Below are 24099 nucleotides of genomic sequence, written 5' to 3'. Positions count from 1 at the left end.
CACCCGGCGCCGATACGCTGCTGCCGTGTCCCCTCGTTCGCCGCTCGTGCGCGATGCCGCGCTGGGTGTGGCCCTCGCGCTGATCGCCTTCGTACCGCCGCTGGCGACCCACGGGACGCGGCTCGGCGAACTCCCGCATCGGCCGGTCGATGCGCTGGCCGCGTTCGCCGTGCTGGCCCAGTCGCTCCCGCTGGCTCTGCGCCGGCCCCGGCCGGCGGTCACCCTGGCGGTGGTCGCGGCCGGTTTCTCGGTCCAGGAGCTGCGGGGGTACGCGACGTTCGCGAGCCTGGGCCTGCTCGTCGCGATCTACAGCGCGGCCGCGTACCAGAAGAGATCCCGCCGGTGGACCGCCCTCGCGGCCACCGGCGGTTTCGCCGCTCTGGCGGTCGCGCTGCATCATGCCGGCTCGGTCGACCAGGTCGCCGACTACGCGGCCTTCTACGCCGCCCTCGCCGGCGCGTGGCTCGTCGGGTCGTACGTGCGGGCCATGCGCTCGACCATCGAGATGCGGCGCCGCGTCGAGGCCGAAGCGGCGCGGGCCGACGAGCGGGCCCGCATCGCCCGCGAACTGCACGACGTGGTCACCCACCACGTGACAGCGATGGTCGTGCAGGCCAACGCGGCGCAGTTCCTGCCGCCCGACCCGGCCCGCGAGAGCCTGACCGCGATCAAGGACACCGGCAAGCGGGCCCTCGGCGACCTGCGCGACCTGCTCGGCGTGCTCGACCCGGCCCGCGAGGCTCCCCGCGACCGGCTGCCCGGCCTGACCGCGCTGCCCGAACTCATCGAACGCACCCGGGCCGCGGGCCAGCCGGTCGCGCTGATCGAGGAGGGCTCGCCGCCGGCGACGCTGGGCACCGGGCGAGACCTCACCGCGTACCGCGTCGTCCAGGAATCCCTCACCAACGCCCTGAAGTACGCCGCCGGCCGCCCCACCGTCGTCCGGCTCGGCTACCGCCCGTCCAGCGTCGACATCTCGGTGACGACCGCCCCGGGCCTGCCCCGCATCGCCGCCGCCGGCTCCGGCCGTGGCCTGGCCGGCCTGCGTGAACGCGTCGAGCTGTTCGGCGGCTCGCTCACCGCGGGCCCGGCCGGCGACGGCGCCTTCACCGTCGCCGCCCACCTCCCGGCGGAGGCCACATGATCACCGTGCTGGTCTGCGACGACCAGGCCCTCGTCCGCACCGGGTTCGTCACCATCCTCGACGCCCAGCCCGACATCACGGTCGTCGGCGAGGCCACCGACGGCCGGGCCGCCGTCGAGCAGGCCCGCCGCCTCAAGCCGGAGGTGGTCGTGATGGACATCCGCATGCCGGTCATGGACGGCATCGAGGCGACCCGCGCCCTGGCCGGCACCGGCGTCACCGACCCGGCCAAGGTCCTGGTCGTGACCACGTTCAACGTCGACGAACACGTCTACGACGCCCTCCGCGCCGGCGCGAGCGGCTTCCTGCTCAAGGACGCCGACCCACCCCAGCTGATCGACGCGGTCCGCACGGTCGCCCGCGGCGAGGCACTGCTGGCCCCGGCAGTCACCCGCCGACTGATCGGCCGCTACGCCACCCGCATCCGCCCCGCCACGACCGCCGGCTCCGCGGTCGACGCCCTCACCCCGCGCGAACGCGAGGTGCTCCGCCTGATCGCCACCGGCCTGTCCAACCCCGAGATCGCGGCCACCCTGGTCATCGGCGGCGAGACCGTGAAGACGTACGTCTCCCGCATCCTGATGAAGCTCGACCTGCGCGACCGCGTCCAGGCGGTGGTCTTCGCCTACCGCATCGGCCTCGTCCAGCCCGGCGACTGACGTCAGCCCGGTCATCGGCCCCTCGACAGCCGTTTCCACCGGCCGGACAACCCGCTGCCGATCCGCCGGTGGAAGCCCGGCTCGTCGGTGGTCGCCACCCTGAGCCGCCGACAACCCATGCTGGTGGTCCGCGCCCGCAGGCTCGCCGTCTCTACGGGAGCCCCGATTGCACAGCGTCTCCTCTGGTGACGTGGGCGGCGCGCAGGGTCATGTGCTCAGCGCCGCCTACACACCACCGCCACCGACCCGAATCTGTTGCTGACCCCGGCCCCGTACCGGTCCTGAACAAGATCCGAATACGCGCCCCGCTGAGGAGTCAGGGCGTGAGGACGATACGCCCGAACACTTCACCGGCGTCCATCTGTCGATGCGCTTCGGCGGCTTGGTTCAGCGGCAGCACGGCGTGCCCGACCGCGTGCGACTCGCCGCTGGCGGCAGCGGCGAACTGCTCCTGGCGGACCGCGTCCCTGGCGGCAACCGGAACAGTATCGAGACTGAACTTGGCCAGCGAGCGGGACTTCTGGAACGCGGCGATCAGGCGCATGCCGAAGTCCGTCGGGGGCATCCCCGCCACCACGCCAACGATCACCGTGCGCCCGTTCGGAGCGAGTCGGTCGATGAAGCTCGGCAGGTCGGGTCCACCGACGATGTCGATGACGACGTCGTACGTTTCCGGCGTTGTCGGACCCCCCGCCCCGGAGCGGTCGAGGACGTGGGTCGCGCCGAGCCCACGAAGCAGGCCCCCACGCTCGGGCGACGACGTCGTCACCGCGATCATTTCCGCCCCGCCGCGTGCGGCGATCTGCACGGTCGCGATGCCGATGCTGCCCGATGCGCCGCGCACCAGCACGGACTCACCCGGTGCGAAGTGCGCGTGGGTGAGAGCGAAATGTGCGACGGGGGCCGCGCTTCCGAGAGTCACCGCGTCGATGGAGCTCAGGTCGTGGGGGAGCGCGACGACGTCGGCGATCCGGGCGAGGGCTTGCTCGGCGTATCCGCCGCCGGTTCCGGTGAACGCCCACACGCGGCGACCCAGCCAAGACTCGCCGACATCAGTGCCGACCGCCGTCACCCGCCCTGCGACCTCGCTGCCCGGAATCAGTCCGGTCGTGAACCCGTAGCCGCCCAGGGTCCCGCGGCGGATGACGGCATCGACCCCGCCGACCCCGATCGCCTCGGTCTCGATGACCACCTGCCCGGAGCCGGCCCGCGGTGCGGGGACCTCGATCGTCGCCATGCCGCCGGGATCCCCGAAAGCTTGGATTGCCACTGCTCGCACCGCTACTTCCGTCTCCGGCACCGCCGACGTCGTACGGCGGGGACGCTAATGGACGCTGGCGTCCACTTGGAGGAAGTGAGAAGGATGAGCGAGCAAGTGCCTCATCTGCTTCGCGCCGACGCGCGGGAGAACCGCGATCGAGTTCTTGATTCGGCTCGCGCGTTGTTCGCCGAGCACGGACTCGGGGTCACCATGCGCCAGGTCGCTCGTCGCGCGGGAGTGGGTCCCGCGACCCTCTACCGCCGCTTTCCGACGAAGCAGGTGCTCGTCGAGGCGGCGCTCGCCGACGAGGTGCGGGCCTGCCGGGGCATCGTCGAGGCCGGTTGCGCGGCCGAGGACCCGTGGCTCGGCTTCGGGTTGGGGCTGGCCAGCGGCGGCGTCCGGGCGCACGATCATGGCGCTCCTGGGACGGTGAGAGCGGTGGGCGCACCAGGATCATCGACCTTCCGCGGCCGTACGTGAGAAGACGAGCGACTCCGCCGTCGGCACCCGTCGCCCGGCCCGGCGTTCCGGTCGCGATTCCGGTCGCGCGGACGGAGGCGGTGCCGGCTCGTCGATCATGGTTGCCGGTGCGCGCTGGTGGGGCTGTCACCGTGGCTGCGAGGGGATCGCGTCGTTTCCCGCTATGCCGCCCAGCGCGAGGGCTGTCAGGGCGTCGATGGCCTGTTCGGGGTCGTCGGGTAGGTGTGGTGGGCGCCAGTCCGGGTTGCCCCAGGTCAGGCAGGCGTGTTCCAGCATCGCCGACAGGGCGGCGGCGGCCAGGCGGGGGTTCTGCCCGGGAAGGCAGCCGTGGGCTCGTGCCTCGCGCAGGTGGTCGGCGAGTTGCTCGATGTTGGCGGCGTTGGCGTCGCGCCACCGCCGGGCGAAGTCGTCGGAGGCCATGGCCAGCAACATCACCTGGACCGGCGACATCAACCAGATGACCCTGCACGCCACGGTGCCGGAGGGATCCATCGACGTCACCCTGCGCCCGCGCGGCAACGTCCTCTACAACGGGGGAACCGGCTACTTCGCCATGTTCGGTGACCCGCGATACGGCAACGACGAATACAGCATCCCCACGGTGGACACCACCGGAACTCTGACCCTCGACGGGCGCACCCAGCCGGGGTTCACGGCGAGTCCTGGTTCGATCGGCAGTGGGGGCCGCTGCCCGACAGGCAAACCCAGCCCAGCTCGTGGACGTGGATGGACCTCAACCTGTCCAACGGCGACAAGGTCAGCCTGTGGGACCAGCGGGGCAAGACCAGAAACGCCTTCGCCACCATCCTGAGCCCGGACGGCACCCACACCGTCACCACGGTCACCACGGCGTACGACCCGTCGAGCCTCTGGACCAGCCCGGTCAGCGGTAACCGGTACGCGACCCGCTGGACCGTCACGATCCCCGCCCGCCACGCCACACTGACCGTCACCGTGACCGCCGACAACCAGGAACTGCTGGCCCCCTTCCCGCGCTACGAAGGCAGCGCGAAGGTCACCGGAACCTACGGCGGCCACCACGTCACCGGCTACACCTACGCCGAAGCATTCGCCGTCAAGTAGGCCCGCACCACCGGTGCCGGCGGGGATCCTCCCCGTCGGCACCCGCGTCATGATGACCTACCCCATGATCGACGCCCGGAGGCGTTCGTCATCCGTGGGGACGAGAGCACGGCCGGAGCGGTCGGCCGCCGCTACGGGCGCCGAACCCGGTTGGCGCTCGCCCCGGGAAGGCCACCTTCGACCGGTCCATCCGCCTCGCCCGGCTCGTCGGGCCGGTCAACCTCGCCCGCAAAGCACTCCGGGACCGCCACACCCCCATCACGTCCCACTGAGAACCGGGAGCCGACCCATGACCATGCATGATGTCGAGATCGACGCCGAAGGCGTCACCCTGCGCGGCCGGCTGTTCCGGCCCGACGCCGACGGACCGCGGCGAGCCCGCGACGGTCATGCGGCTGCACGGCATCCCGGCTGCGGACGACCCGGTCATGTTCGCCGAAAGACCACGTCGAAGACTTCGCATGAACTGCTCATTCTCGGGGTACCGGCGCCACCGGCCGTGAACTGCTGATCCAGGCGCTGCCCGGCGGACACGACGTCACCTACTGCAGGAGACCGATGGCAACGTCCATTGGCCGTTGGTCGCGACCGTGAAACCGATCCCACGGAACCGCGCGGGTCACCGCGGGTTCGACAAAACCGCGGGCGGCGAACGAGGTCCGGTACCTGTCCCTTTATCGGGGACGGGCGGCCCGGGCCCGTGACCGCTGTCTTGAGGGGTCACCGTCGCGAATGACCGGGTGGCCGCCAACGCCATCCCGGCAGCGTGGTAAGGAGCGCGTGGTGCGGCTGACCCCGCAGTGGTGCGGCAGATCGACTCACCCATCGGCGCGGCGTACGAAGTCCTCGAGTACCGGGCAAGGAAGCGCGACCTGCTCGATCTCGCTCAGGCGGCGCCGCGGTACCCGGCGGCGCCCGAGGTGATCGAGCACATCGGCACGGTCGCCCGGCAGCCGCACTACTTCAATCACGACATGTGGCTGCGCATGAACGGGATCCGGCCGGTGTACCTCGAGCCGGGACCGACCTGCTGCCGACCGTAGCGGCGGCCGAGGCGGTGATCACATCGCGCACGGCTCACCGCCGCGGGGGAGGAGGCTCGACGCTGACCGGCCCTCGCCCGGCCGGCGCCTGGGAAGGCTGCGCCCATGTCCACGTTCGTCATCGACGTCCCGGTGGCCGTCCGGCTCGTGACCGACCGGTCGCCGGTCCCGGCCGGGCACGCGCTGATCGCTCCCGCGCTGCTGCGCTCGCACAAGCACTCCCGCAGGCCCACGCCTCGGTCCGGGCGGGAGCGAGCGACGTCCGCACCGCGCGGAAGATGCTCGACGGCGGCTCTGGTGACGATGGACGAGAAGCTCGCGGCGGCGGCCGGCGCGCTGGTGCCCGTCCGGACGGTGGCCGAGCTGCTCGGCTCGTCGTGACGACGGGGCCGGGTCACCAGAACCTGGGACGAGCCCGGGCCGGCACGGTGGATGTGATGTCACGTGCCTTCCCATAATGCGAATACCCGGCAATGAAAACTCGTTGCGGCCGATTCAGCACCGGCGTTGTCAGGGAAGAGCTCCTTGCCGACTCGGCGGCCTCGAGTCTCCCCGGAAAGACGTCTTGAACATGCAGCAGCATTCTGGCAACATGACAGGCTCTATGGGAGCGCTCCCATCCGCTCCGGTCAATGCGTAGGCGGCCGTTCGGGTCAGGAGAACAGCGATGACGAGATTCAGAGCGGTCAATGTCGGCGCGGTGCTGGCCGGCGTCTTGGGGCTGGCGTCGGCGGCGGTCGTCGTGGCGTTGCCGGCCGACGCGGCGACCGCGGGCTGTTCGGTGGACTATGCGGTGTCGTCGCAGTGGCAGGGCGGGTTCGGCGCCAACGTGGCGATCACCAACCTGGGTGATCCGTTGACCGGTTGGACGCTGACCTGGTCGTTCGGTGCCGGGCAAACGGTGACCCAGGCGTGGAACACGTCGTTGACGCAGAGCGGTTCCGCGGTCACGGCCAAGAACATGAGCTACAACGCGTCAGTGCCGACCAACGGCGCGGTGTCGTTCGGTTTCAACGGCTCATGGACCGGCAGCAACCCCGCGCCCACAAGTTTCGCCCTGAACGGCGTGGCGTGCACCGGCGGCACCACTCCGACGACCGGGCCGACCACGCCGCCCACCACGGCCCCGACCACCCCGCCCGGCACCTGCACTCTGCCGTCGACATACCGCTGGACTTCGACCGGTCCGCTGGCCGCCCCGAAGTCGGGGTGGGTCGGGCTCAAGGACTTCTCCAGCGTGGTCTACAACGGCAAGCATCTGGTCTACGCGTCGACGACCGACACCGCGGGCTCGTACGGCTCGATGAACTTCGGCCTGTTCACCAACTGGTCCGATATGGCCTCGGCCAGTCAGAACGGGATGTCCTCCGGCACCGTGGCGCCGACGCTTTTCTACTTCGCGCCGAAGAACATCTGGGTGATCGCGTCCCAGTGGGGTGCGACGCCGTTCTTCTACCGGACGGCGAGCGACCCCACCAATCCGAACGGCTGGTCGTCGAACCAGCCGCTGTTCACCGGTAGCCTCTCCGGCGGCGCGGCCCCGATCGACGAGACGCTCATCGGCGACGACCAGAACATGTACCTGTTCTTCGCCGGCGACAACGGCAGCATCTACCGGGCCAGCATGCCGATCGGTAACTTCCCGGGCAGCTTCGGCTCGAATTACACGACGGTGATGAGCGACTCGACCGCCAACCTGTTCGAAGCGGTGCAGGTGTACAAGGTCGCGGGCCAGAACCAGTACCTGATGATCGTCGAGGCGATGGGCGCGAACGGGCGCTACTTCCGCTCGTTCACCGCGACCAGTCTGGGCGGTTCGTGGACCCCGAACGCCGCCAGCGAGAGCAACCCCTTCGCGGGCAAGGCCAACAGCGGCGCCAGCTGGACCAACGACATCAGCCACGGCGACCTGGTCCGCAACAACCCCGACCAGACCATGACGATCGATCCCTGCAACCTGCAGTTGCTCTACCAGGGTCGCAGCCCCAGTTCCGACGGCACCAGCTACAACCTGCTGCCCTGGCGGCCGGCCGTGCTCACCCTGCAGCGCTGACGCGAAAGGACCGGACGTGCCATGTCGCTGTCGCCTTCTGTCGCTCGCTATCGAAACCGTCTCTGGGCCGTCGGGCTGGCAACGGTGCTCACCGGCACGGCCGGTTTCGCGATCGGCACGGCCGCACGGGCGGCGCCGGGCGACATCCCGGCGGTCAGCGTCACGGTCAACGCCCGGGAGGGTCTGGGTGCGGTGCCCAGCACCGCGTACGGGCTCAACCAGGCCGTCTGGGACACCAACATGAACACCGCGGCGTCGGTGGACCTGCTCGGCCGGGCCGGGGTACGGATGATGCGCTACCCGGGCGGCTCGTACGGCGACGGCTACCACTGGCAGACCAACACCGTCTCCGGCGGCGGATATGTGGCCCCGGGAACGGACTTCGACTCGTTCATGCACACCACCCAGGCCATCGGCGCGCAGGCCATCCTGATCGCCAACTACGGCTCGGGCACACCGCAGGAGGCCGCCGACTGGGTCCGGTACGCCAACGTCACGAAGAACTACGGCGTGAAGTACTGGGAGATCGGCAACGAGATCTTCGGCAACGGCTACTACGGCGCGAACTGGGAACTGGACTATCACGACAGCAAGAGCGCGACCACGTACGCCAACCTGGTCGTTCAGTACGCCAAGGCGATGAAGGCCGTCGACCCGAGCATCAAGATCGGTGCGGTCGTGACCGATCCGGGAAACTGGCCGGACGGCGTGGTGGGCTCGGCCGACCCGGGCGACTGGAACCGGACCGTGCTGACGATCGCCGGGCCGGCCATCGACTTCGTGATCATGCATTACTACCCGAACCACACCACCGCGGCCGACGTACTCCAGCAGACCAGGTTGCTGCCCGGCGAGCTGGCCCAGCTGCGCCAGAAGATCGACCACTACGCCGGCCCGAACGCGGCCACCATCGGCATCGCGGTGACCGAGACCGCGTCGAACTACCAATCCGACACCCAGGTGGGAGGGCTGTTCACCGCCGACGTCTACCTCACGGCGCTCGAGAACGGCGTGTTCAACATCGACTACTGGGACACCCGCAACGGCATGCCGGACAACGGCGTCACCACCGCGCCGGACGGGACCACCTCCTACGGCGACGGCGGCATGATCTCCAGCGGCAATTGCAACAGCGACAACGTTTGCGAACCGCCGCTGAATACACCGTTCCCGCCGTACTACGCCTTCCAGATGCTCAGCAAGGTCGCCATGCCGGGCGACACCCTGATCCGGGCCGGCTCCGACCACCAGTTGATCTCCGTCCACGCGGCCCGCAACACCGACGGCCGGCTGTCGGTGGAACTGATGAACCAGGACCCCACTACGGCGTACGCGGTGAATCTCACCTACGACGGATGGACACCGAGCTCCGCCACCCCGACGGTCTACACCGTCGGCTCCCGGTCCACCGCGATCAGCAGCGCACAGCAGGGCACCGCGCACACCCTGGTCATCCCGCCGTACTCGATCGTGACACTGAAGCTGGACCCCTCGGCGACGAATCCGGTCAGCACCCGGCTGACCTCACCCGGCAACCCGGCTGTCAGCGCCGTCACGGACGCCAGTGCCACGATCGCCTGGCAGCCGTCCACCGGCGGCGCCGTCACCCGCTACGCGGTGTACCAGCAGTTCGGCACGAACAGCGTGCTGCTGGGTGACACGACGGCCACCTCCTTCACCGCCCGCAATTTGCTGCCCGGGACCGCGTACACCCTCAACGTGCTCGCCACCGACCAGAAGGGTTACCTGTCGCTGCCCTCGCCGCCGGTCACCTTCGTCACCGGCACGCCGCGCACCAGCACCTGCGCCGTGACCTACGACCTGTCGGCCGGCTGGGGCAGTGGTTTCGTGGCCTCCATCAGCGTCACCAACACCGGCCCCGATCCGATCACCGGGTGGACGCTCGCCTTCACCCTGCCCGCGACCACCGAGTCGGTCTCCGGCAGCACCTGGAACGCCACCTTCGCCACCGACGGCCAGCACGTGACCGTCACCCCAGCCGGCTACAACGCCACCCTCGCCGCGAACGGGGCCAACACGGCCAGCTTCGGCTTCGTCGGCAATCAGACCGGGGCGAACCCGCCACCGGCCTCCTTCACCCTGAACGGCACGGTCTGTACGACGACGTACTCTCCCTGATCGCCTGCTCGCGCGTCGCGCGAGAAGCCGCGCGCGGCTCAGCCGCCCTCGTCTGCCAACCCGCCAACGGCGGATCAGACCGGAACAGTCACCCGGCCGGCCCGGCGCGACCCTGGTGCTACCCGCAGCTGTCGGCGGGAAGGCAGGTGGACCTGATCGTCTATCTGGTCGCTGCGGTCACCGTGCTGCTGATCACCCTGTCGTTGCTCGCCTTCCTGCCCCGGCTCGCCGTCGTCCTGGCCATCGACCACGACGCCGCGGTGCGCAGCCTGGCTCGCCTTCCTGCCCCGGCTCGCCGTCGTCCTGGCCACCGACCACGACGCCGCGGTGCGCAGCCTGCTAGCCCACAACGGCCTGCTGCTCTGGTGGTACCTGGTGGTTCTCGCGCTGATTCCGTTGATCGGTTATGTCTGCTGGCGTGCCGCCCACCGGGCCGGTCCGGAGGTGACGATTTCGCGAGCGCTGCTCTACGCACTCCTGTTCTCCGTCTACGCCTACGTGTGGCTGCCGGTCGGCTGGCGGGCAACCTTCCGGCTGCTGCGCGGCGAGCGCAGGAGGAGGCCAACCGGCGGCTCATCGCCTGCCTCACCAGGCTGCACCTGGCGCCGGCCCCGGCGGCCGCCGCCAACCTGCTGGCCGAGACCGTCCCGGCCGAGCCGGTGGTGGTCACCGGCAACACCGTCATCGACGCGTTGCTGTGGTCGGTGACATTCGCAGGCGGCTACGCCGAGCCCGCGCTCGCTGTGCTCGACCGGGACGACGGCCCGGTCCTGCTGGCCACCGCGCATCGGCGGGAATCGTGGGGAGAACCGATGCGGCAGATCGGCGCCGCGCTCGCGGAACTGGCCGACGCCGAACCCGGCCTGCGCATCGTGATCCCGGTGCACCGCAATCCGCGGTGCGTGAGGCGCTGCTGCCGCCGATCGCCGGACGGCCCGCCATCACGGTGGTGGAGCCGCTGGACCACGCCGACTTCTGTCGTCTGATGAACCGCAGTCACCTGATCCTCACCGACTCCGGCGGGGTTCAGGAGGAGGGACCGAGCCTCGGCAAACCGGTCCTGGTGATGCGAGAAACCACGGAGCGGCCGGAGGGCATCATGGCGGGCACGGCGCGGCTCGTCGGCACCGATCCGGCCACGATCGTGCGGGCAGTGCGGACGCTGCCGCACGACCGCGCGGCCTACCTGCGCATGACGACGGCGGTCAACCCGTACGGCGACGGCCGGGCCGGCGAGCGGGTGCGTGGTTCCCGACGAGAGTCGGTGAGAGTCCGCGCTGAACCTGACGGGGTCCCGGCCGGCGGCGTGTCCGCCGGCCAGCCGGGCTCTGACCCTGGTTGGCGGAGGCGGACGGGAATCGAACCCGCCTGACCCGGATGCCGGGTCACACCAGTTTTGAAGACTGGGAGGGGCACCAGCCGCCCGAACGCCTCCGCGATGAGCCTAACCAAGCGACCCATGCCAGAGTGGGCAGGGTGACGATCGAAGAGACCAAACGCCTGACCGGGTACGCGCACGGCGGCGGCTGCGCCTGCAAGATTCCCCCCGGCGAGCTCGAGGCGGTGGTCTCCGGCCTGGTCGGCGGGGTGCCGGCCGGGGCGGGGGAGTTGCTGGTCGGGCTGGACGACGGGGACGACGCGGCGGTGGTGCGGATCGCCGGTGGCACGGCGGTGGTGGCCACGGCGGACTTCTTCACGCCGGTGGTGGACGACGCGTACGACTGGGGGAGGATCGCGGCCGCCAATGCTCTCTCGGACGTCTATGCGATGGGCGGAACGCCCGTCGTCGCGGTGAACCTGCTCTGCTGGCCGCGTGATCTGCTGCCGATGGAGTTGGCCGCCGAGGTGCTGCGGGGCGGCCTCGACGTCGCCCGCGAGGCCGCTTGTCACGTGGCCGGCGGCCATTCGGTGGACGATCCGGAGCCGAAATACGGCATGGCGGTGACCGGCGTGGCCGACCCGATGCGGCTGATGCGCAACGACGCCGGTCAGGCCGGGCTGCCGCTCACCCTCACCAAACCGCTCGGCGTCGGCGTGCTGAACAGCCGGCACAAGTCCACCGGCGAGGTCTTCCCGGCCGCCGTCGACGCGATGACCACGCTGAACCGGGACGCCGCCGAGGCCGCGCTCAAGGCCGGCGTGCAGTGCGCGACCGACGTCACCGGCTTCGGACTGCTCGGCCACCTGCACAAACTCGCCCGGGCGAGCGGGCTGACGGCGCGGATCGACGCCGCCGCCGTGCCCTATCTGCCCGGCGCCCGCCAGGCCCTGGCCGACGGTTTCGTGAGTGGAGGAACAAAGAGAAACCTCGATTGGGTACGCCCGGCCCTCGACGCCGGTCCGACCCCCGAGGACGAGCTCCTGCTGCTGGCCGACGCGCAGACCTCCGGCGGCCTGCTGGTGGCCGGCGAGATCCCCGGCTACCCGATCGTCGGCGAGCTGCTGCCGCCCCGCCCCGGCGGCGTCACCGTGATCGTCCGCTAGATCGTCGCCATCAGGCAGTCCCGGCAGACCGTTCCGCCCGCCCATCCGGCAAAAAGATCGATTTCTGGCAGATCTGACCCTGGCGGCGGCGCGTCGAGGTGCGCGTGGTCGAGCCAGTGCGGGCGATGGAACGGCACCTCGTCCCCATCCGCCGCCCGCCCGCACAACCCGAGCCGCGGCCCCTTCGTCAGGTGGCCACCGATCAGGTGGTACTCCTCCCGCAGCGCGGCGCGGTGGTGCGACGAGCGCGGCCCGACCAGCAGATCACGCGCGGGGTCGTAAACGGCGTGCCAGGTCAGCTCGTCCGGATCCACGGTGATCACGACCGCGACGAGGTCTTCGACGGCCGCGGGCGGATCCCCGGGCCGGCCGGCGATGGGCTCCCCGGCCGGTCGCGCCCGCGGCCCGTCGTGACACACCGACATGTAGAGGCCGGACAGAACGCTCTCGACGACCGTGCTGTATCGCGCGTACCGGATATTTCCGTTTTCGAACCGCACGGTCGCGAGCCATTCCCCCATGCCGCCGACGTTAGCGCGCGGCCTCCGGTGCCGCCTCCATCTCGGCCGGCGACGGGCCACCTGGCCGACGCGTCCCCCGAGCGGATCGCCGAGCTGCTCCGTCCGTGCTTCCAGGAACTGGCCGGTGCCCGAGTTCAGCGCCGGTGATCGTGGTTTGCGGGCGTAGCCGGCGGCGAACGTGCAGATGCCCTTCCAGCGGCCAGGGGTCTCCGGGGAGAATCGCCGGGCCGCTGGATCCGCGACCCGCTGTCGGCATTCTTGACTATTCGGGCAGGGCGCGGAAACGTGCGCCGGGTGATGATCTCTCGCCGTACGTTGATCGGCGCGGCCGCCGCGGGAACCGGCGCCGCCGTGTCCGTCGTGTCCGGGGCGCCCGCGCGGGCCGGCACGCGGGCCGCGATCCGGGCGCCCGCGCTCAGCCCCGGCGACCGGGTCCGGGTGATCGCCCCGGCCGGGGTGCCGGACGCCAGGCTGGCCCGCGGCATCCAGCTCCTGGAGGGCTTCGGCCTGGTGGTCGAGCCGGGCGCGCATCTCTACGACCAGTACGGCTACCTGGCCGGCACCGACGAGGCCCGGCTGGCCGACCTCAACGCGGCCTTCCGCGACCCCGGCGTGCGCGGCGTCTTCGCCGCCCGGGGCGGCTACGGCACCCAGCGCATCATCGACGGCCTCGACCTGTCCGCGGTCCGCCGCGACCCGCGGGTCTTCGTCGGCTTCAGCGACCTGACCGTGCTCTCCGGCCGGCTGTGGACCGGCGCGCGGCTGATCAGCTTCTACGGCCCGATGATGAACTGGACCGACGCGCGCACCGGCCCGGTCGAGATCGAATCGCTGCGCCGGGCGGTCATGACCACCGACCCGATCGTGCTGCACAGCGACCCGGCCGAGCCCAGCGCCGCGGTCTCGGTCTCCGGCGTGGCGACCGGCACCCTGCTCGGCGGCAACCTGACGATGCTGCAGACCAGCCTGGGCACCCGCGACCTGCCCAGCCTGCGCGGCGCCATCCTGCTGTTCGAGGACACCGACGAGTCCCCGTACAGCTACGACCGCATGCTGACCCACCTGATCCGCACGGGCGCGCTGCACCGGATCGCCGGCGTGGCGCTCGGCCAGTTCACCAACGCCTCGGTGGTCAGCGGCCAGTGGACCGCGGCCCAGGCCGTCCAGGACCGCCTGTCCGGCCTGGGCGTCCCGGTCCTGGGCGGCCTGCGCGTCGGCCACGGCAACGGCCAGCTCACCGTCCCGCTCGGCGCCCGCGCCACGATCGACACCCACGCCGGCACCCTGACCGTGGAGGCGGGCGTCCGGCCCGGCGCCGCCAGCTATCAGAGCCTGAGTTGACCCGGATGGCCGGAGACCCCATTGCTCGAACGTACGGGATAGTCCTGGCGTCCACCGACTTCCTTGCGTGGGCGCGGATGAGGAACCCAGTCGTCTCGACGGTGGGGATATCGATCCGCTCCCTGATCTCGCCTGGTCCGTACTTGGTCCGTGTTTGGTCTGAGGCCGACCGACCGACGCGTGGTTGTGACGGAATCGAGGTCGGCCGGGCCGCGCAGGCTCGGCAAACCGGCGAAGGGATTCACGACCATGAGGTTTCGGCGATCGCTCGGCAGGAGTCTGCTGGCGGTGGGGATGACGACGCCACTGCTGGCGTCACTGGCAATATCGGCACCCGCCTTCGCCAACTGGGAATGGCGGCTCAAGAACGGCAACAACAGGTGTCTCGGCGTGACCGCCAGCGGCTACATCGGGCAGTGGCCGTGCACCTGGAACGCCGACCAGGTCTGGCACTACGACACGGACGACCACCTCTTCAACCGCAACAATGACTGCATCCGACGGCAGCACGGCAGGAACCAGCAGGGCGAACAGTTGGTCACCTTTGGTCAGGACGACTGTGTCCGGTGGACGGCGGTCCGCGGCGAGAGCAATTTCACCGACGAGGACAGCCAGGACTGGTCGCTCGTTCTCGCAATCTACGGCGGCCATGCCAACTCGGGCGCCGGTGCCACCCTATGGGCCTGGAACGGCAACCCCGACCAGGTCTGGCAAACGGAGGACGCGGACGGGCACCCGCCGACGAACTCGTAGCAGGAGGGACGCAGTAGCGCGGCGCGGTGAGCCCACCGGGCCGCGCTCCCTGCTGGTCGACCACCTAGCGATCCTTGGTCGCCAAGTTCGTCACGTCACCGCTCGGTTTCCAGCAGCCTCTTCAGGTTTTCGTAGCTGACCGGTGCCGCCTTCCCCGCCTGCGTGCGCACCAGCGGTACCAGGGGTACGCCGAGCCCGTGCCCCTCGAAGTCGAGGGTGAAGGTGACCCGGGCGGCGCATCGGAGAGGTAACCATGGAGATCGACTTTCCGGCCCATCGGGAGCATCTGTACGCGGTCGCCCGCCACATGCTGGGCTCGCCGAGCGAGGCCGACGACGCCGTGCAGGAGGCGTGGCTGCGGCTGGCCACGGCGGACACCGGCGACGTCCGGAACGTCCGCGCCTGGCTGACCACGGTGGTGGCCCGGATCTGCCTGGACATGCTGCGGGCCCGGCGGGCGCGCCGCGAGGTCCCGATGGTCGCGCCGCCGCCGGGCGACGAGCCGGATCCGCAGGACGACGTGGTCCGGGCCGAGGCGGTCGGGGTCGCTCTGCTGGTCACGCTGGACATGCTGACCCCGGCGGAGCGGCTGGCGTTCGTACTCCATGATGTCTTCGCGGTTCCGTTCGAGGAGATCGCGGAGATCCTGGGGCGTTCGACGGCGGCCGCGAAGATGCTCGCCAGCCGCGCCCGCCGCCGGGTCCGTGCGGCAGGGAGTCCGGACGGCCTGCCGAGCCGGCGTACGGTGGTCGAGGCGTTCCTCGCCGCGGCACGCGACGGCGACTTCGCCCGCCTGCTGGACCTGCTCGATCCCGACGTCACCGCGCGCGCCGACGCCTACGCGGCACCGGACGCGGCCGCCACCCTCCTCCGGGGTGCGCAGACCGTCGCACGGCAGGCGCTGACCTTCGCGCACCGGGCCGGACACGCCCGGGTCGCGCTGGTCGACGGCGCGCCGGCCATCCTGGTGGAGCCGCACGGCCGCCTCGTCACCGCCATGACCTTCACGGTCGAGGGTGGCCGGGTCCGCGCCATCGACATCGTCGCCGATCCGGGGGCGCTCGCCCGGCTGCGGCCGCACGTACAGTCATCAGATCTTTGGCATTGATTTTCGTCACTGCCTGGACCTACAGTAAGACTCTCTTCCTATTCCGTGGAGCTGTCATGACTCGACGTGCCGGATATCTTGCGACCGGCGTGGCCGCCGTCGCGGTCGGCGCCTTCTCCATCGTGTTTGCCCTGCCTGGCTCGGCGGCTTCGAGCAAGGTGGTCAGCTCGGTGGCGGCCCTGGAGTCGGCGCTGGCGGCGGCCGTGCCCGGTGACGTGATCGAGCTGGCCGACGGCACCTACTCGACCGGCGATGTCCTCGCCATCACCAAGGCCGGAACAGCGAAAGATCCGATCATTGTACGGGCGCAGCACGTCGGCAAGGCGACGATCAGCGGCAGCGGCGGCTTCAGCATCGGCGGCAGCGCATCGTACGTGACGCTCTCGGGTTTCCGGCTGACCGGCTCCCGGGCCCTGACGATCCCGGCCGGCGCCGGCCACGTGCAGATCACCCGGAATGTCGTTCAGATCAGCGGGAGCGCCCAGTACTGGCTCACGGTGGCCGGCGACGACGCTCAGGTGGACCACAACACGTTCCAGCACAAGTCGACGCTCGGGAACTTCATCGAGGTGGTCGGGCCGGGCTCGGCGATGGCGCAGCGTACCTGGATCCACCACAACTACTTCCTGGACCACTCGTACCGCGGGGGCAACGGCGGCGAGTCGATCCGGCTCGGGCTGTCGGGGCGGCAGCACAGCGCGGCGCACGCGATCGTCGAGAACAACCTCTTCGAGAAGTGCGACGGCGACCTCGAGGTCATCTCGGTCAAGTCCACGTCGGACACCATCCGGTACAACACCCTGCGGAACAGCAAGGGCACGATCACCCTGCGGCACGGGTGGGACAACCTGGTCGAGGGCAACTACCTGCTCGGCAACGACACCGGCATCCGGATCTTCGGCAACAACCACACCGTGATCAACAACGTGATCCAGAACAGCACCGGGCAGGCGCTCGCGGTCGGCGGCGGCGAGGTGCGCGACGACACCACGAGCGGAACCGACCACGAGGCGGCCGACCACGTGCTGGTCGCGTTCAACACGTTCGTCGGGGACAAGTCGTCGCCGATCAAGATGGGCGACAGCAGCAAGGCGTACCAGCCCAGCGACATCACGGTGGCCGACAACGTCGTCAGCGGAACCGGGTCGGCGCTGCGCCTGCAGGGCGGGTCGAGCCTGCACTACCAGGGCAACATGCTGCACGGGGTGTCCGCCGGGTCGCTACCGAGCGGCGGGTACTCCACGGCCGACCCGAAGCTGGTACTGGACGCGGGCGGGATCTACCGGCTCTCCACGGGCAGCCCGGCGATCGACGCGGCGACCGGCAGCTTCCCCGCGGTGGCGCTGGACATGGACGGTCAGACCCGTACGGGCGCGAAGGACGTCGGCGCCGACGAACTCGGCCCCGCCGGCCCGAACCGCGAGCCACTGACCACGGCCGACGTCGGTCCCGCCGCGAACTGACGACGCGACAGAAACGGCCCGCCCCCACACCGGGTGGCGGGCCGCCTCTGGGTGCCGGGCTCGTGTCGGCACCCGGACGGCGTCATCCCACCGGTCTGCCGAGCGGCACCAACGGCATCGACGAATCGGTCATGAGGCTGCCGCCGCTGTACGTCCGACGGATGGATCCGCCGCGGGCGGCATTTAGCCTGGTGGCGGCCCGGTTCGAAGGGTGGGCCTGAATGCGCTGCCGCCTACCCGGCACAAGCGCAAGGAGGCGCTCGTGTCCATGCCTATGCCTGATTACACCCCTGCTCCCGCCTCGAAGAAGAAAATGAGCGCGGGCAAGAAGGCCGGTCTGGTCGGCGGCGTACTCGCCGGTCTGGTCATCATCGGCGTCGCTGCCGGCGGACACGACGAGACGCCCACCGGTGCGCCCGTTGCGGCGGCCACCACCGCACCCACGGGCACACCGAACCAGGAGGCAATCGGCAAGCTCCAGGCGTGCATCGAGATGACCGCCGGGATCCGTGCCTACGACCCCGCACTTTGGGACACCACCGTCTGCGGTGAATACCAGGGCGGCCTGGCCCCCACAAGTCAGCCGGCCGTCGAGGCCACCGAGGCCACCGAGGCCGTTGCGGAGCCGGCCTCGGAGCCCACCAAAGAGCTGACAGATTCCCAGCAGAACGCCGTCGAGAAGGCAGCCGACTACCTGTCGTACTCGTCCTTCTCCCGTTCCGGACTGATCAAGCAGCTCGAGTTCGAGGGGTTCTCCACCAAGGACGCCACTTTCGGGGTGGACGCGCAGAAGGCGAACTGGAACGAGCAGGCCGTCAAGAAGGCAGCGGAGTATCTGGATAACGGCTCCTTCTCCCGCTCCGGACTGATCAAGCAGCTCGAGTTCGAAGGGTTCTCCACCAAGCAGGCCACCTTCGGGGTGGACGCGCAGAAGGCGAACTGGAACGAGCAGGCCGCCAAGAAGGCGGCGGAGTATCTGGATAACGGCTCCTTCTCCCGCTCGGGACTCATCGAACAGCTCAAGTTCGAGGGCTTCACCACTGGACAGGCCACCTACGGCGTCAAGAAGGCCGGGCTGTAACCCGAAGATCCAAATGCTTGAGCGTACGGGTCAATCGACAGCTGAAGGGATGTCGATTCGGGGCATGGCCGGCCGGGTGCCGCGCAGATGCCGACGGTCACCACAGCCCGAGTTGACCCGGATGGTCGGCGCACGAGGACAACGGGGCCGACCGGATGCCGAGGGCGGGACGGTCGGGCGTCTGTAGCAGCGCGAGGTACTCCTGCGCGAGCGGGGGCAGGCCGCCGGCGGGGCGCTGTTGGTAGATCGTGTGGTGGTAGATGACATTCTCGACCCAGTAGCGGTAGACGAACTGCTCGAAATCCGGCGCCAACTCCGCTGAAAGCTCAACACCGTCCCATTATCGACTCCCATGATCGACGAGAAGGTCCCGATGAAACCGAACGCTCTCCGCCGTGCGGGGGACGCCGCGAGCCGCTAGGTTGGAGCGCGTGGGTGTCCGGACTTGGATCGAGGGCTGGCCGGTCTATCGGCAACTGACCGGGACCGACCCGCTCGGTCGTGGTGCCGCCGCGCAGTCGGAGCGGTCGAAGGGCCTCACCGCGCGTACCGAGACCGCCGACCGGGTCGCCAAGTCCGTCTGCCCCTACTGTGCCGTCGGGTGCGGGCAGCGGATCTTCGTGAAGGACGAGAAGATCGTGCAGATCGAGGGCGACCCCGACAGTCCGGTCTCCCGGGGGCGGCTGTGTCCCAAGGGCTCGGCCAGCCTGAGCCTCGTCACCAGTGACCGCCGCCAGCAGCACGTGCTCTACCGCCGGCCGTACGGGACGGAGTGGGAGCGGCTCGACCTCGAGACGGCGATGGACATGATCGCCGACCGGGTGCTAGCGGCGCGGGACGCCACCTGGCAGGACCGCGACGATCGGCAACGGCCGCTCAACCGCACGCTGGGCATCTCGAGCCTGGGCGGCGCGACGCTGGACAACGAAGAGAACTACCTGATCAAGAAGCTCTTCACGGCGATCGGCGCGATCCAGATCGAGAACCAGGCCCGTATTTGACACTCCGCCACCGTCCCCGGTCTGGGGACTTCTTTCGGCCGTGGCGGGGCCACCAGCTTCCTGCAGGATCTGGCGAACGCCGATTGCATCATCATCCAAGGCTCGAACATGGCCGAGGCGCACCCGGTGGGCTTCCAGTGGGTGGTCGAGGCCAAGAACCGTGGCGCGAAGGTGATCCACGTCGACCCGCGGTTCACCCGGACCAGCGCGCTCGCGCACACCTACGTGCCGGTGCGGGCGGGGACCGACATCGCGTTCCTGGGTGGGGTGATCAACTACATCCTGAGCAACGAGAAGGACTTCCGGGAGTACGTGCTGGCGTACACCAACGCGTCCACGATCGTGAGCGAGGACTTCCGGGACACCGAGGACCTGGACGGGTTGTTCTCCGGCTACGACCCGGAGACCAACACGTACAACTCGGACAGCTGGACGTACGACGGGGTGGAGCAGCACCACGAGCCGCACCCGGACACGGCCGAGCCGATGCGGCACGAGTCGCACGGCGCCCCGGTGCCCAAGGACACGCCGAAGGACCCGACGCTGCAGCACCCGCGCTGCGTGTACCAGGTCCTGAAGCGGCACTACGCGCGCTACACCCCTGAGGTCGTCGAGCGGCTCTGCGGCGTACCCCGGCAAGCGTTCTTGGAAGTTTGCGAAGCCTGGACCGCGAACTCGGGCCGGGAGCGCACCACCGCCCTCGTGTACTCGGTGGGGTGGACGCAGCACAGCGTGGGCGTGCAGTACATCCGCACCGGCGCGATCATCCAGCTGCTGCTCGGGAACATGGGGCGGCCGGGCGGGGGCGTGCTCGCGCTGCGCGGCCACGCCAGCATCCAGGGCTCGACCGACATCCCGACGCTGTTCAACCTGCTGCCGGGCTACCTGCCGATGCCGAACCACGAGAAGCACGAGACGTTCCGGCAGTGGGTCGACGCGATCCGGCACCCGGGCCAGAAGGGCTTCTGGTCGAACGCCGAGTCGTACGCGGTGAGCCTGCTCAAGGCCTATTTCGGCGCGGCGGCGACCGAGGAGAACGACTGGGGCTACGACTGGCTGCCCCGGGTGACCGGCGACCACGGCACGTACCGGCAGGCCCTCGACATGATCGACGGGAAGATCAAGGGGTATTTCCTGCTCGGCCAGAACCCGGCGGTCGGCTCGGCGCACGGCCGCGCGCAGCGGCTGGGCATGGCGAATCTGGACTGGCTGGTGGTCCGCGACCTGTACCTGATCGAGAGCGCGACGTTCTGGAAGGGCGGCCCGGAGGCGGCGACCGGCGAGATCGTGCCGGAACAGTGCCGCACCGAGGTGTTCTTCATGCCGGCCGCGGCGCACGCCGAGAAGGAGGGCACGTTCACCCAGACCCAGCGGATGCTGCAGTGGCGGGAGAAGGCGGTCGAGCCGCCGGGCGACGCGCGCAGCGAGCTGTGGTTCTTCTACCACCTGGGCAAACGCATCCGGGAGCGGCTCGCCGATTCCACCCTCCCGCGCGATCAGGGGATCAAAAACCTGACCTGGGAGTACGGCGGTGAGGAGCCGGACGCCGAACTGGTCCTCAAGGAGATCAACGGGTACGACCTGACCACCGGGAAGCTGCTGTCCACCTTCAACGAGATGCGGCCGGACGGGACCACCTCGGGCGGCTGCTGGATCTACACCGGCGTCTTCAAGGACGGGGTGAACCAGGCGGCCCGCCGCAAGCCGGGGCGGGAGCAGAACTTCGTCGCGCCCGAGTGGGGCTGGGCGTGGCCGGCCAACCGCCGCACGCTCTACAACCGCGCCTCGGCCGACCCGGAGGGCAACCCGTGGTCGCAGCGGAAGGCGTACGTCTGGTGGGACGCGGAGAAGGGCGAGTGGACCGGCGAGGACGTGCCCGACTTCGAGAAGACCAAGCCGCCCTCGTACCGTCCTGGGCCGGACGACACCGGCGTGGCCGCGATCGCCGGCGACGACGCGTTCATCATGCAGGGCGACGGGAAGGGCTGGCTGTTCGCCCCCAGCGGGCTGATCGACGGGCCGATGCCGACCCACTACGAGCCGGCCGAGTCGACGATCCGCAACCCGCTCTACGGCCAGCAGGCGAACCCGACCCGCAAGGTCTACGACCGGGAGGACAACCCGACCAACCCGAGCCCGCCGGAACGGCACAGCGAGGTCTTCCCGTACGTGTTCAGCACCAGCCGGTTGACCGAGCACCACACGGCCGGCGGGATGAGCCGGCAGCTCGCGTACCTCTCGGAGCTGCAGCCGGAGATGTTCGTCGAGGTGTCGCCGGCGCTGGCCGCCGAGCGCGGGCTCACCCACCTGGGCTGGGCGCACATCGTCACGGCGCGCGCCGCGATCGAGGCCAGGGTGCTGGTCACCGAACGGCTACGGCCGCTGCGGATCGACGGCCGGACCATCCACCAGCTCTGGCTGCCCTACCACTGGGGCTCGGAGGGCCTGGTCACCGGCGACTCGGCGAACGACCTGATCGGCATCACGCTCGACCCGAACGTGCTGATCCAGGAGAGCAAGGTCGGCACCTGCGACATCCAGCCCGGGCGGCGGCCGATCGGAAAAGCCTTGCTGGCGTACGTCGAGGAGTACCGCCGTCGTGCGGGGCTGATCCCGGGTCACCACACGCCGATCGTCACCACGGGGGACGCCGATGGCTAACAGTCTGTACGGCCCGCTCGACCCGGCCCCCGACGCCGGCTACGTCGACGCGCCGCCCCGGATGGGGTTCTTCACCGACACGTCCGTATGCATCGGATGCAAGGCCTGCGAGGTGGCCTGCAAGGAGTGGAACGCGGTCCCGGACGACGGATTCGACCTGCTCGGGCAGTCGTACGACAACACCGGCGGCTTGTCGGCCAACTCGTGGCGGCACGTGGCGTTCATCGAACAGCCCCGGCCCGACCCCGTTTTTCTCGGCATGCCGGGTCAGGACAAACCGGACTTCCGCTGGCTGATGATGTCGAACGTGTGCAAGCACTGCACGCACGCCGGCTGCCTGGACGTCTGCCCGACCGGGGCGTTGTTCCGCACCGAGTTCGGGACCGTCGTGGTGCAGGAGGACGTCTGCAACGGCTGCGGGTACTGCGTGGCGGCCTGCCCGTACGGCGTGATCGATCGTCGGGAGGGCGACGGGCGCGCCTGGAAGTGCACGATGTGTTACGACCGGATCGGCGACGGCCTGACCCCGGCGTGCGCGCAGGCCTGCCCGACCGAGTCGATCCAGTACGGCGAGCTCGACGTGCTGCGCGAGGCCGCCGCCGAGCGGGTGGCGAAGCTGCACGCCGAGGGCGTGGAGTCGGCCCGGCTGTACGGCCACTCCGAGGAGGACGGCGTCGGCGGGGACGGCGCGTTCTTCCTGCTGCTGGACGAGCCCGAGGTGTACGGTTTGCCGCCCGACCCGGTGGTGACGACGAAGGATCTGCCCGATATGTGGAAACGTGCGGGACTGGCCGCGCTGACCATGGCCGCCTCGGTGGCCGTCGCGTTCCTGGGACGGCGCAGATGAGCCCGCGCGGCGGCGACCGGCCGATGGTGCCGAAAGCCGACTTCCGCTCGTACTACGGCCGCCCGATCGTGCGGCCGGCGCCCTGGACGCACGACGTCGCGGCGTACCTGTTCACCGGCGGGCTCGCGGCCGGGTCGGCGCTGCTCGCGGCCGGCGGGCAGGCCACCGGGCGGCCGCGCCTGCGCCGGGCCGGGCGGGTCGCGGCGCTGGGCGCGGTGGCCGCCAGCGGGTACTTCCTGGTCGCCGACCTGGGCCGGCCGGAGCGGTTCCACCACATGCTGCGGGTGGCCAAGCCGACCTCGCCGATGTCGGTGGGCGTCTGGATCTTCTCGGCGTTCAGCGCGGCGGCGGGGGTGGCCGCGGCGGCCGAAGCGGCTCCGCTGGTGCCGTCGCGGTTCGCGCGCAAGGTGCTGCCGCCGGTCGGGTCGGCCGCGGGGCTGGCGGCGGGGGCGATCGCGCCCGCGCTGGCCACCTACACGGCCGTGCTGCTCGCCGACACGGCCACGCCGAGCTGGCATGCGGCGTACCCGGAACTGCCTTTCGTCTTTGCCGGCAGCGCCCTGGCGAGCGGGGCCGGGGTCGGGTTGATCGCCGATCCGGGGCCGCCGGCCCGGCGGATGGCCGTGCTGGGCGCGGCCCTCGAGCTGTACGGCGCGCACCGGATCGAGACCACCAAGGGCCTGCTCAGCGAGCCGTACGCGACCGGGAAGGCGGGCCGGCTGCTGCGCACCGGGCGCACCCTGACCGCCGCCGGGGTGGCCGGCGCCGTGCTCGGTAAACGCAGCCGGGTGGTGTCCGCGCTCTCCGGCCTGTCCCTCCTCGCGGCGTCCGCAATCACCCGATTCGGGATCTTTGATGGCGGTATGGCCTCGGCGCGGGACCCGCAGTACACAGTGGTCCCGCAGAAGGAGCGAATCGCGGGGAAAATGCCCGATTAGGGCGGGCGTTCCCGAGATCACCCCCGGACCTCACATCGA

At 70.2% G+C, this 24099-nt stretch carries 21 protein-coding genes, 1 tRNA gene and 3 pseudogenes; 20 read left to right on the top strand and 5 right to left on the bottom strand.

Annotation, left to right across the window (positions count from 1 at the left end):
- The first annotated feature begins 25 nt into the window (after window positions 1–25).
- Both IH26_RS0134300 and IH26_RS0134295 read left to right on the top strand, forming a co-directional pair.
- Window positions 26–1144 carry a sensor histidine kinase gene (locus tag IH26_RS0134300; RefSeq protein ID WP_030440417.1) on the top strand — a complete coding sequence of 373 codons (1119 nt, stop codon included), beginning with the start codon at window positions 26–28 and terminating at the stop codon, window positions 1142–1144.
- On the top strand, window positions 1141–1803 hold the full coding sequence (locus IH26_RS0134295) for a response regulator (protein ID WP_030440416.1): 663 nt from the start codon (window positions 1141–1143) through the stop codon (window positions 1801–1803). Before IH26_RS0134300 ends, IH26_RS0134295 begins: the two co-directional genes overlap by 4 nt.
- A gap of 316 nt (window positions 1804–2119) precedes the next feature.
- On the opposite strand, the gene IH26_RS0134290 is transcribed toward IH26_RS0134295, so the two are convergent.
- The gene (locus IH26_RS0134290; protein WP_245665775.1) at window positions 2120–3040 is read right to left on the bottom strand and encodes a zinc-binding dehydrogenase; all 921 of its coding nucleotides are present in this window, start codon (window positions 3038–3040) and stop codon (window positions 2120–2122) included.
- Window positions 3041–3166: 126 nt separating this feature from the next.
- On the opposite strand from IH26_RS0134290, the gene IH26_RS0134285 reads away from it, so the two are divergent.
- Window positions 3167–3544, top strand: coding sequence for a TetR/AcrR family transcriptional regulator (locus IH26_RS0134285; protein WP_157437532.1), 378 nt, complete (start codon window positions 3167–3169; stop codon window positions 3542–3544).
- Between the two features lie 126 nt (window positions 3545–3670).
- Here IH26_RS0134285 and IH26_RS61565 read toward each other — a convergent pair whose 3' ends face one another.
- Window positions 3671–4036, bottom strand: a complete 366-nt coding sequence (locus tag IH26_RS61565; RefSeq protein ID WP_051809015.1) for a hypothetical protein — start codon at window positions 4034–4036, stop codon at window positions 3671–3673.
- Between IH26_RS61565 and IH26_RS64710 the strand changes: the two are divergent.
- The 8 genes and pseudogenes from IH26_RS64710 to wecB all read left to right on the top strand — a co-directional run.
- A pseudogene (locus IH26_RS64710) lies at window positions 3963–4115 on the top strand (hypothetical protein); the annotation flags it as partial. The gene IH26_RS61565 and the pseudogene IH26_RS64710 overlap by 74 nt on opposite strands.
- Window positions 4115–4627, top strand: coding sequence for a lipocalin family protein (locus IH26_RS56375; protein WP_342668330.1), 513 nt, complete (start codon window positions 4115–4117; stop codon window positions 4625–4627). The pseudogene IH26_RS64710 and the gene IH26_RS56375, both read left to right, overlap by 1 nt.
- A 289-nt stretch (window positions 4628–4916) precedes the next feature.
- Complete coding sequence (locus tag IH26_RS60265) at window positions 4917–5138, top strand: hypothetical protein (RefSeq protein WP_157437530.1); 222 nt, start codon at window positions 4917–4919, stop codon at window positions 5136–5138.
- Window positions 5139–5430: 292 nt separating this feature from the next.
- Window positions 5431–5670 (top strand): hypothetical protein, encoded by a 240-nt coding sequence (locus IH26_RS0134270; RefSeq protein WP_157437529.1) that lies wholly within the window; start codon window positions 5431–5433, stop codon window positions 5668–5670.
- A 105-nt stretch (window positions 5671–5775) separates the two neighbouring features.
- Entirely contained in the window at window positions 5776–6051 is a 276-nt protein-coding gene (locus IH26_RS0134265) for a hypothetical protein (RefSeq protein WP_030440411.1), read from the top strand.
- Between the two features lie 286 nt (window positions 6052–6337).
- Window positions 6338–7723 (top strand): non-reducing end alpha-L-arabinofuranosidase family hydrolase, encoded by a 1386-nt coding sequence (locus tag IH26_RS0134260; RefSeq protein ID WP_030440410.1) that lies wholly within the window; start codon window positions 6338–6340, stop codon window positions 7721–7723.
- Window positions 7724–7807: 84 nt separating this feature from the next.
- On the top strand, window positions 7808–9862 hold the full coding sequence (locus IH26_RS0134255; protein WP_245665773.1) for a cellulose binding domain-containing protein: 2055 nt from the start codon (window positions 7808–7810) through the stop codon (window positions 9860–9862).
- Between the two features lie 146 nt (window positions 9863–10008).
- Window positions 10009–11234: pseudogene (gene wecB, locus IH26_RS58630) on the top strand (non-hydrolyzing UDP-N-acetylglucosamine 2-epimerase).
- Here the strand turns inward: wecB and IH26_RS0134240 are convergent.
- Window positions 11202–11297, bottom strand: a tRNA-Sec gene (locus IH26_RS0134240). The pseudogene wecB and the gene IH26_RS0134240 sit on opposite strands and share 33 nt — an antisense overlap.
- Before the next feature lie 41 nt (window positions 11298–11338).
- Here IH26_RS0134240 and selD point away from each other — a divergent pair.
- Complete coding sequence (gene selD, locus IH26_RS0134235) at window positions 11339–12346, top strand: selenide, water dikinase SelD (protein WP_425394421.1); 1008 nt, start codon at window positions 11339–11341, stop codon at window positions 12344–12346.
- On the opposite strand, the gene IH26_RS0134230 is transcribed toward selD, so the two are convergent.
- Entirely contained in the window at window positions 12343–12867 is a 525-nt protein-coding gene (locus tag IH26_RS0134230; RefSeq protein WP_030440406.1) for a hypothetical protein, read from the bottom strand. The two genes, selD and IH26_RS0134230, sit on opposite strands and share 4 nt — an antisense overlap.
- Before the next feature lie 294 nt (window positions 12868–13161).
- Between IH26_RS0134230 and IH26_RS0134225 the strand changes: the two genes are divergently transcribed.
- From IH26_RS0134225 to IH26_RS56365, 5 genes are all read left to right on the top strand, one after another.
- The gene (locus tag IH26_RS0134225; protein WP_245665769.1) at window positions 13162–14208 is read left to right on the top strand and encodes a S66 peptidase family protein; all 1047 of its coding nucleotides are present in this window, start codon (window positions 13162–13164) and stop codon (window positions 14206–14208) included.
- A 249-nt stretch (window positions 14209–14457) separates the two neighbouring features.
- On the top strand, window positions 14458–14961 hold the full coding sequence (locus IH26_RS0134220; RefSeq protein ID WP_157437528.1) for an RICIN domain-containing protein: 504 nt from the start codon (window positions 14458–14460) through the stop codon (window positions 14959–14961).
- A gap of 253 nt (window positions 14962–15214) precedes the next feature.
- Window positions 15215–16069: a sigma-70 family RNA polymerase sigma factor gene (locus IH26_RS0134210; protein WP_030440403.1), complete on the top strand. Its 855-nt coding sequence runs from the start codon at window positions 15215–15217 to the stop codon at window positions 16067–16069.
- A 56-nt stretch (window positions 16070–16125) separates the two neighbouring features.
- Window positions 16126–17532 (top strand): polysaccharide lyase 6 family protein, encoded by a 1407-nt coding sequence (locus tag IH26_RS0134205; protein WP_084599287.1) that lies wholly within the window; start codon window positions 16126–16128, stop codon window positions 17530–17532.
- A gap of 211 nt (window positions 17533–17743) precedes the next feature.
- Window positions 17744–18613 (top strand): Ltp family lipoprotein, encoded by an 870-nt coding sequence (locus tag IH26_RS56365; RefSeq protein WP_157437527.1) that lies wholly within the window; start codon window positions 17744–17746, stop codon window positions 18611–18613.
- A 97-nt stretch (window positions 18614–18710) separates the two neighbouring features.
- On the opposite strand, the gene IH26_RS0134195 is transcribed toward IH26_RS56365, so the two are convergent.
- Window positions 18711–18926 (bottom strand): type 2 periplasmic-binding domain-containing protein, encoded by a 216-nt coding sequence (locus tag IH26_RS0134195; protein WP_030440400.1) that lies wholly within the window; start codon window positions 18924–18926, stop codon window positions 18711–18713.
- A 118-nt stretch (window positions 18927–19044) separates the two neighbouring features.
- Between IH26_RS0134195 and fdh the strand changes: the two are divergent.
- The 3 genes and pseudogenes from fdh to nrfD form a co-directional block, all read left to right on the top strand.
- A pseudogene (gene fdh, locus IH26_RS0134185) lies at window positions 19045–22272 on the top strand (formate dehydrogenase); the annotation flags it as partial.
- Window positions 22268–23122: a 4Fe-4S dicluster domain-containing protein gene (locus IH26_RS0134180; RefSeq protein WP_030440397.1), complete on the top strand. Its 855-nt coding sequence runs from the start codon at window positions 22268–22270 to the stop codon at window positions 23120–23122. The pseudogene fdh and the gene IH26_RS0134180, both read left to right, overlap by 5 nt.
- A complete protein-coding gene (nrfD, locus tag IH26_RS0134175; RefSeq protein ID WP_030440396.1) occupies window positions 23119–24060 on the top strand; it encodes an NrfD/PsrC family molybdoenzyme membrane anchor subunit in 942 nt (313 codons plus the stop codon). Before IH26_RS0134180 ends, nrfD begins: the two co-directional genes overlap by 4 nt.
- The last annotated feature ends 39 nt before the right edge of the window (window positions 24061–24099 follow it).

It is taken from the genome of Actinoplanes subtropicus, from assembly GCF_000721705.1.
Classification (GTDB): Bacteria; Actinomycetota; Actinomycetes; order Mycobacteriales; family Micromonosporaceae; genus Actinoplanes; species Actinoplanes subtropicus.
The sequence above is the reverse complement of the archived record's forward strand: the minus strand, read 5'-3'. Positions and strand labels throughout refer to the sequence as shown.

Coding starts and splice junctions, on each gene's coding strand:
- IH26_RS0134295 (WP_030440416.1), top strand. CDS start 1,141: ATGATCACCGTGCTGGTCTGCGACGACCAGGCCCTCGTCCGCACCGGG.
- IH26_RS0134290 (WP_245665775.1), bottom strand. CDS start 3,040: ATGGCGACGATCGAGGTCCCCGCACCGCGGGCCGGCTCCGGGCAGGTG.
- IH26_RS0134285 (WP_157437532.1), top strand. CDS start 3,167: ATGAGCGAGCAAGTGCCTCATCTGCTTCGCGCCGACGCGCGGGAGAAC.
- IH26_RS61565 (WP_051809015.1), bottom strand. CDS start 4,036: ATGGATCCCTCCGGCACCGTGGCGTGCAGGGTCATCTGGTTGATGTCG.
- IH26_RS60265 (WP_157437530.1), top strand. CDS start 4,917: ATGACCATGCATGATGTCGAGATCGACGCCGAAGGCGTCACCCTGCGC.
- IH26_RS0134265 (WP_030440411.1), top strand. CDS start 5,776: ATGTCCACGTTCGTCATCGACGTCCCGGTGGCCGTCCGGCTCGTGACC.
- IH26_RS0134260 (WP_030440410.1), top strand. CDS start 6,338: ATGACGAGATTCAGAGCGGTCAATGTCGGCGCGGTGCTGGCCGGCGTC.
- IH26_RS0134230 (WP_030440406.1), bottom strand. CDS start 12,867: ATGGGGGAATGGCTCGCGACCGTGCGGTTCGAAAACGGAAATATCCGG.
- IH26_RS0134220 (WP_157437528.1), top strand. CDS start 14,458: ATGAGGTTTCGGCGATCGCTCGGCAGGAGTCTGCTGGCGGTGGGGATG.
- IH26_RS0134210 (WP_030440403.1), top strand. CDS start 15,215: ATGGAGATCGACTTTCCGGCCCATCGGGAGCATCTGTACGCGGTCGCC.
- IH26_RS0134205 (WP_084599287.1), top strand. CDS start 16,126: ATGACTCGACGTGCCGGATATCTTGCGACCGGCGTGGCCGCCGTCGCG.
- IH26_RS0134180 (WP_030440397.1), top strand. CDS start 22,268: ATGGCTAACAGTCTGTACGGCCCGCTCGACCCGGCCCCCGACGCCGGC.
- nrfD (WP_030440396.1), top strand. CDS start 23,119: ATGAGCCCGCGCGGCGGCGACCGGCCGATGGTGCCGAAAGCCGACTTC.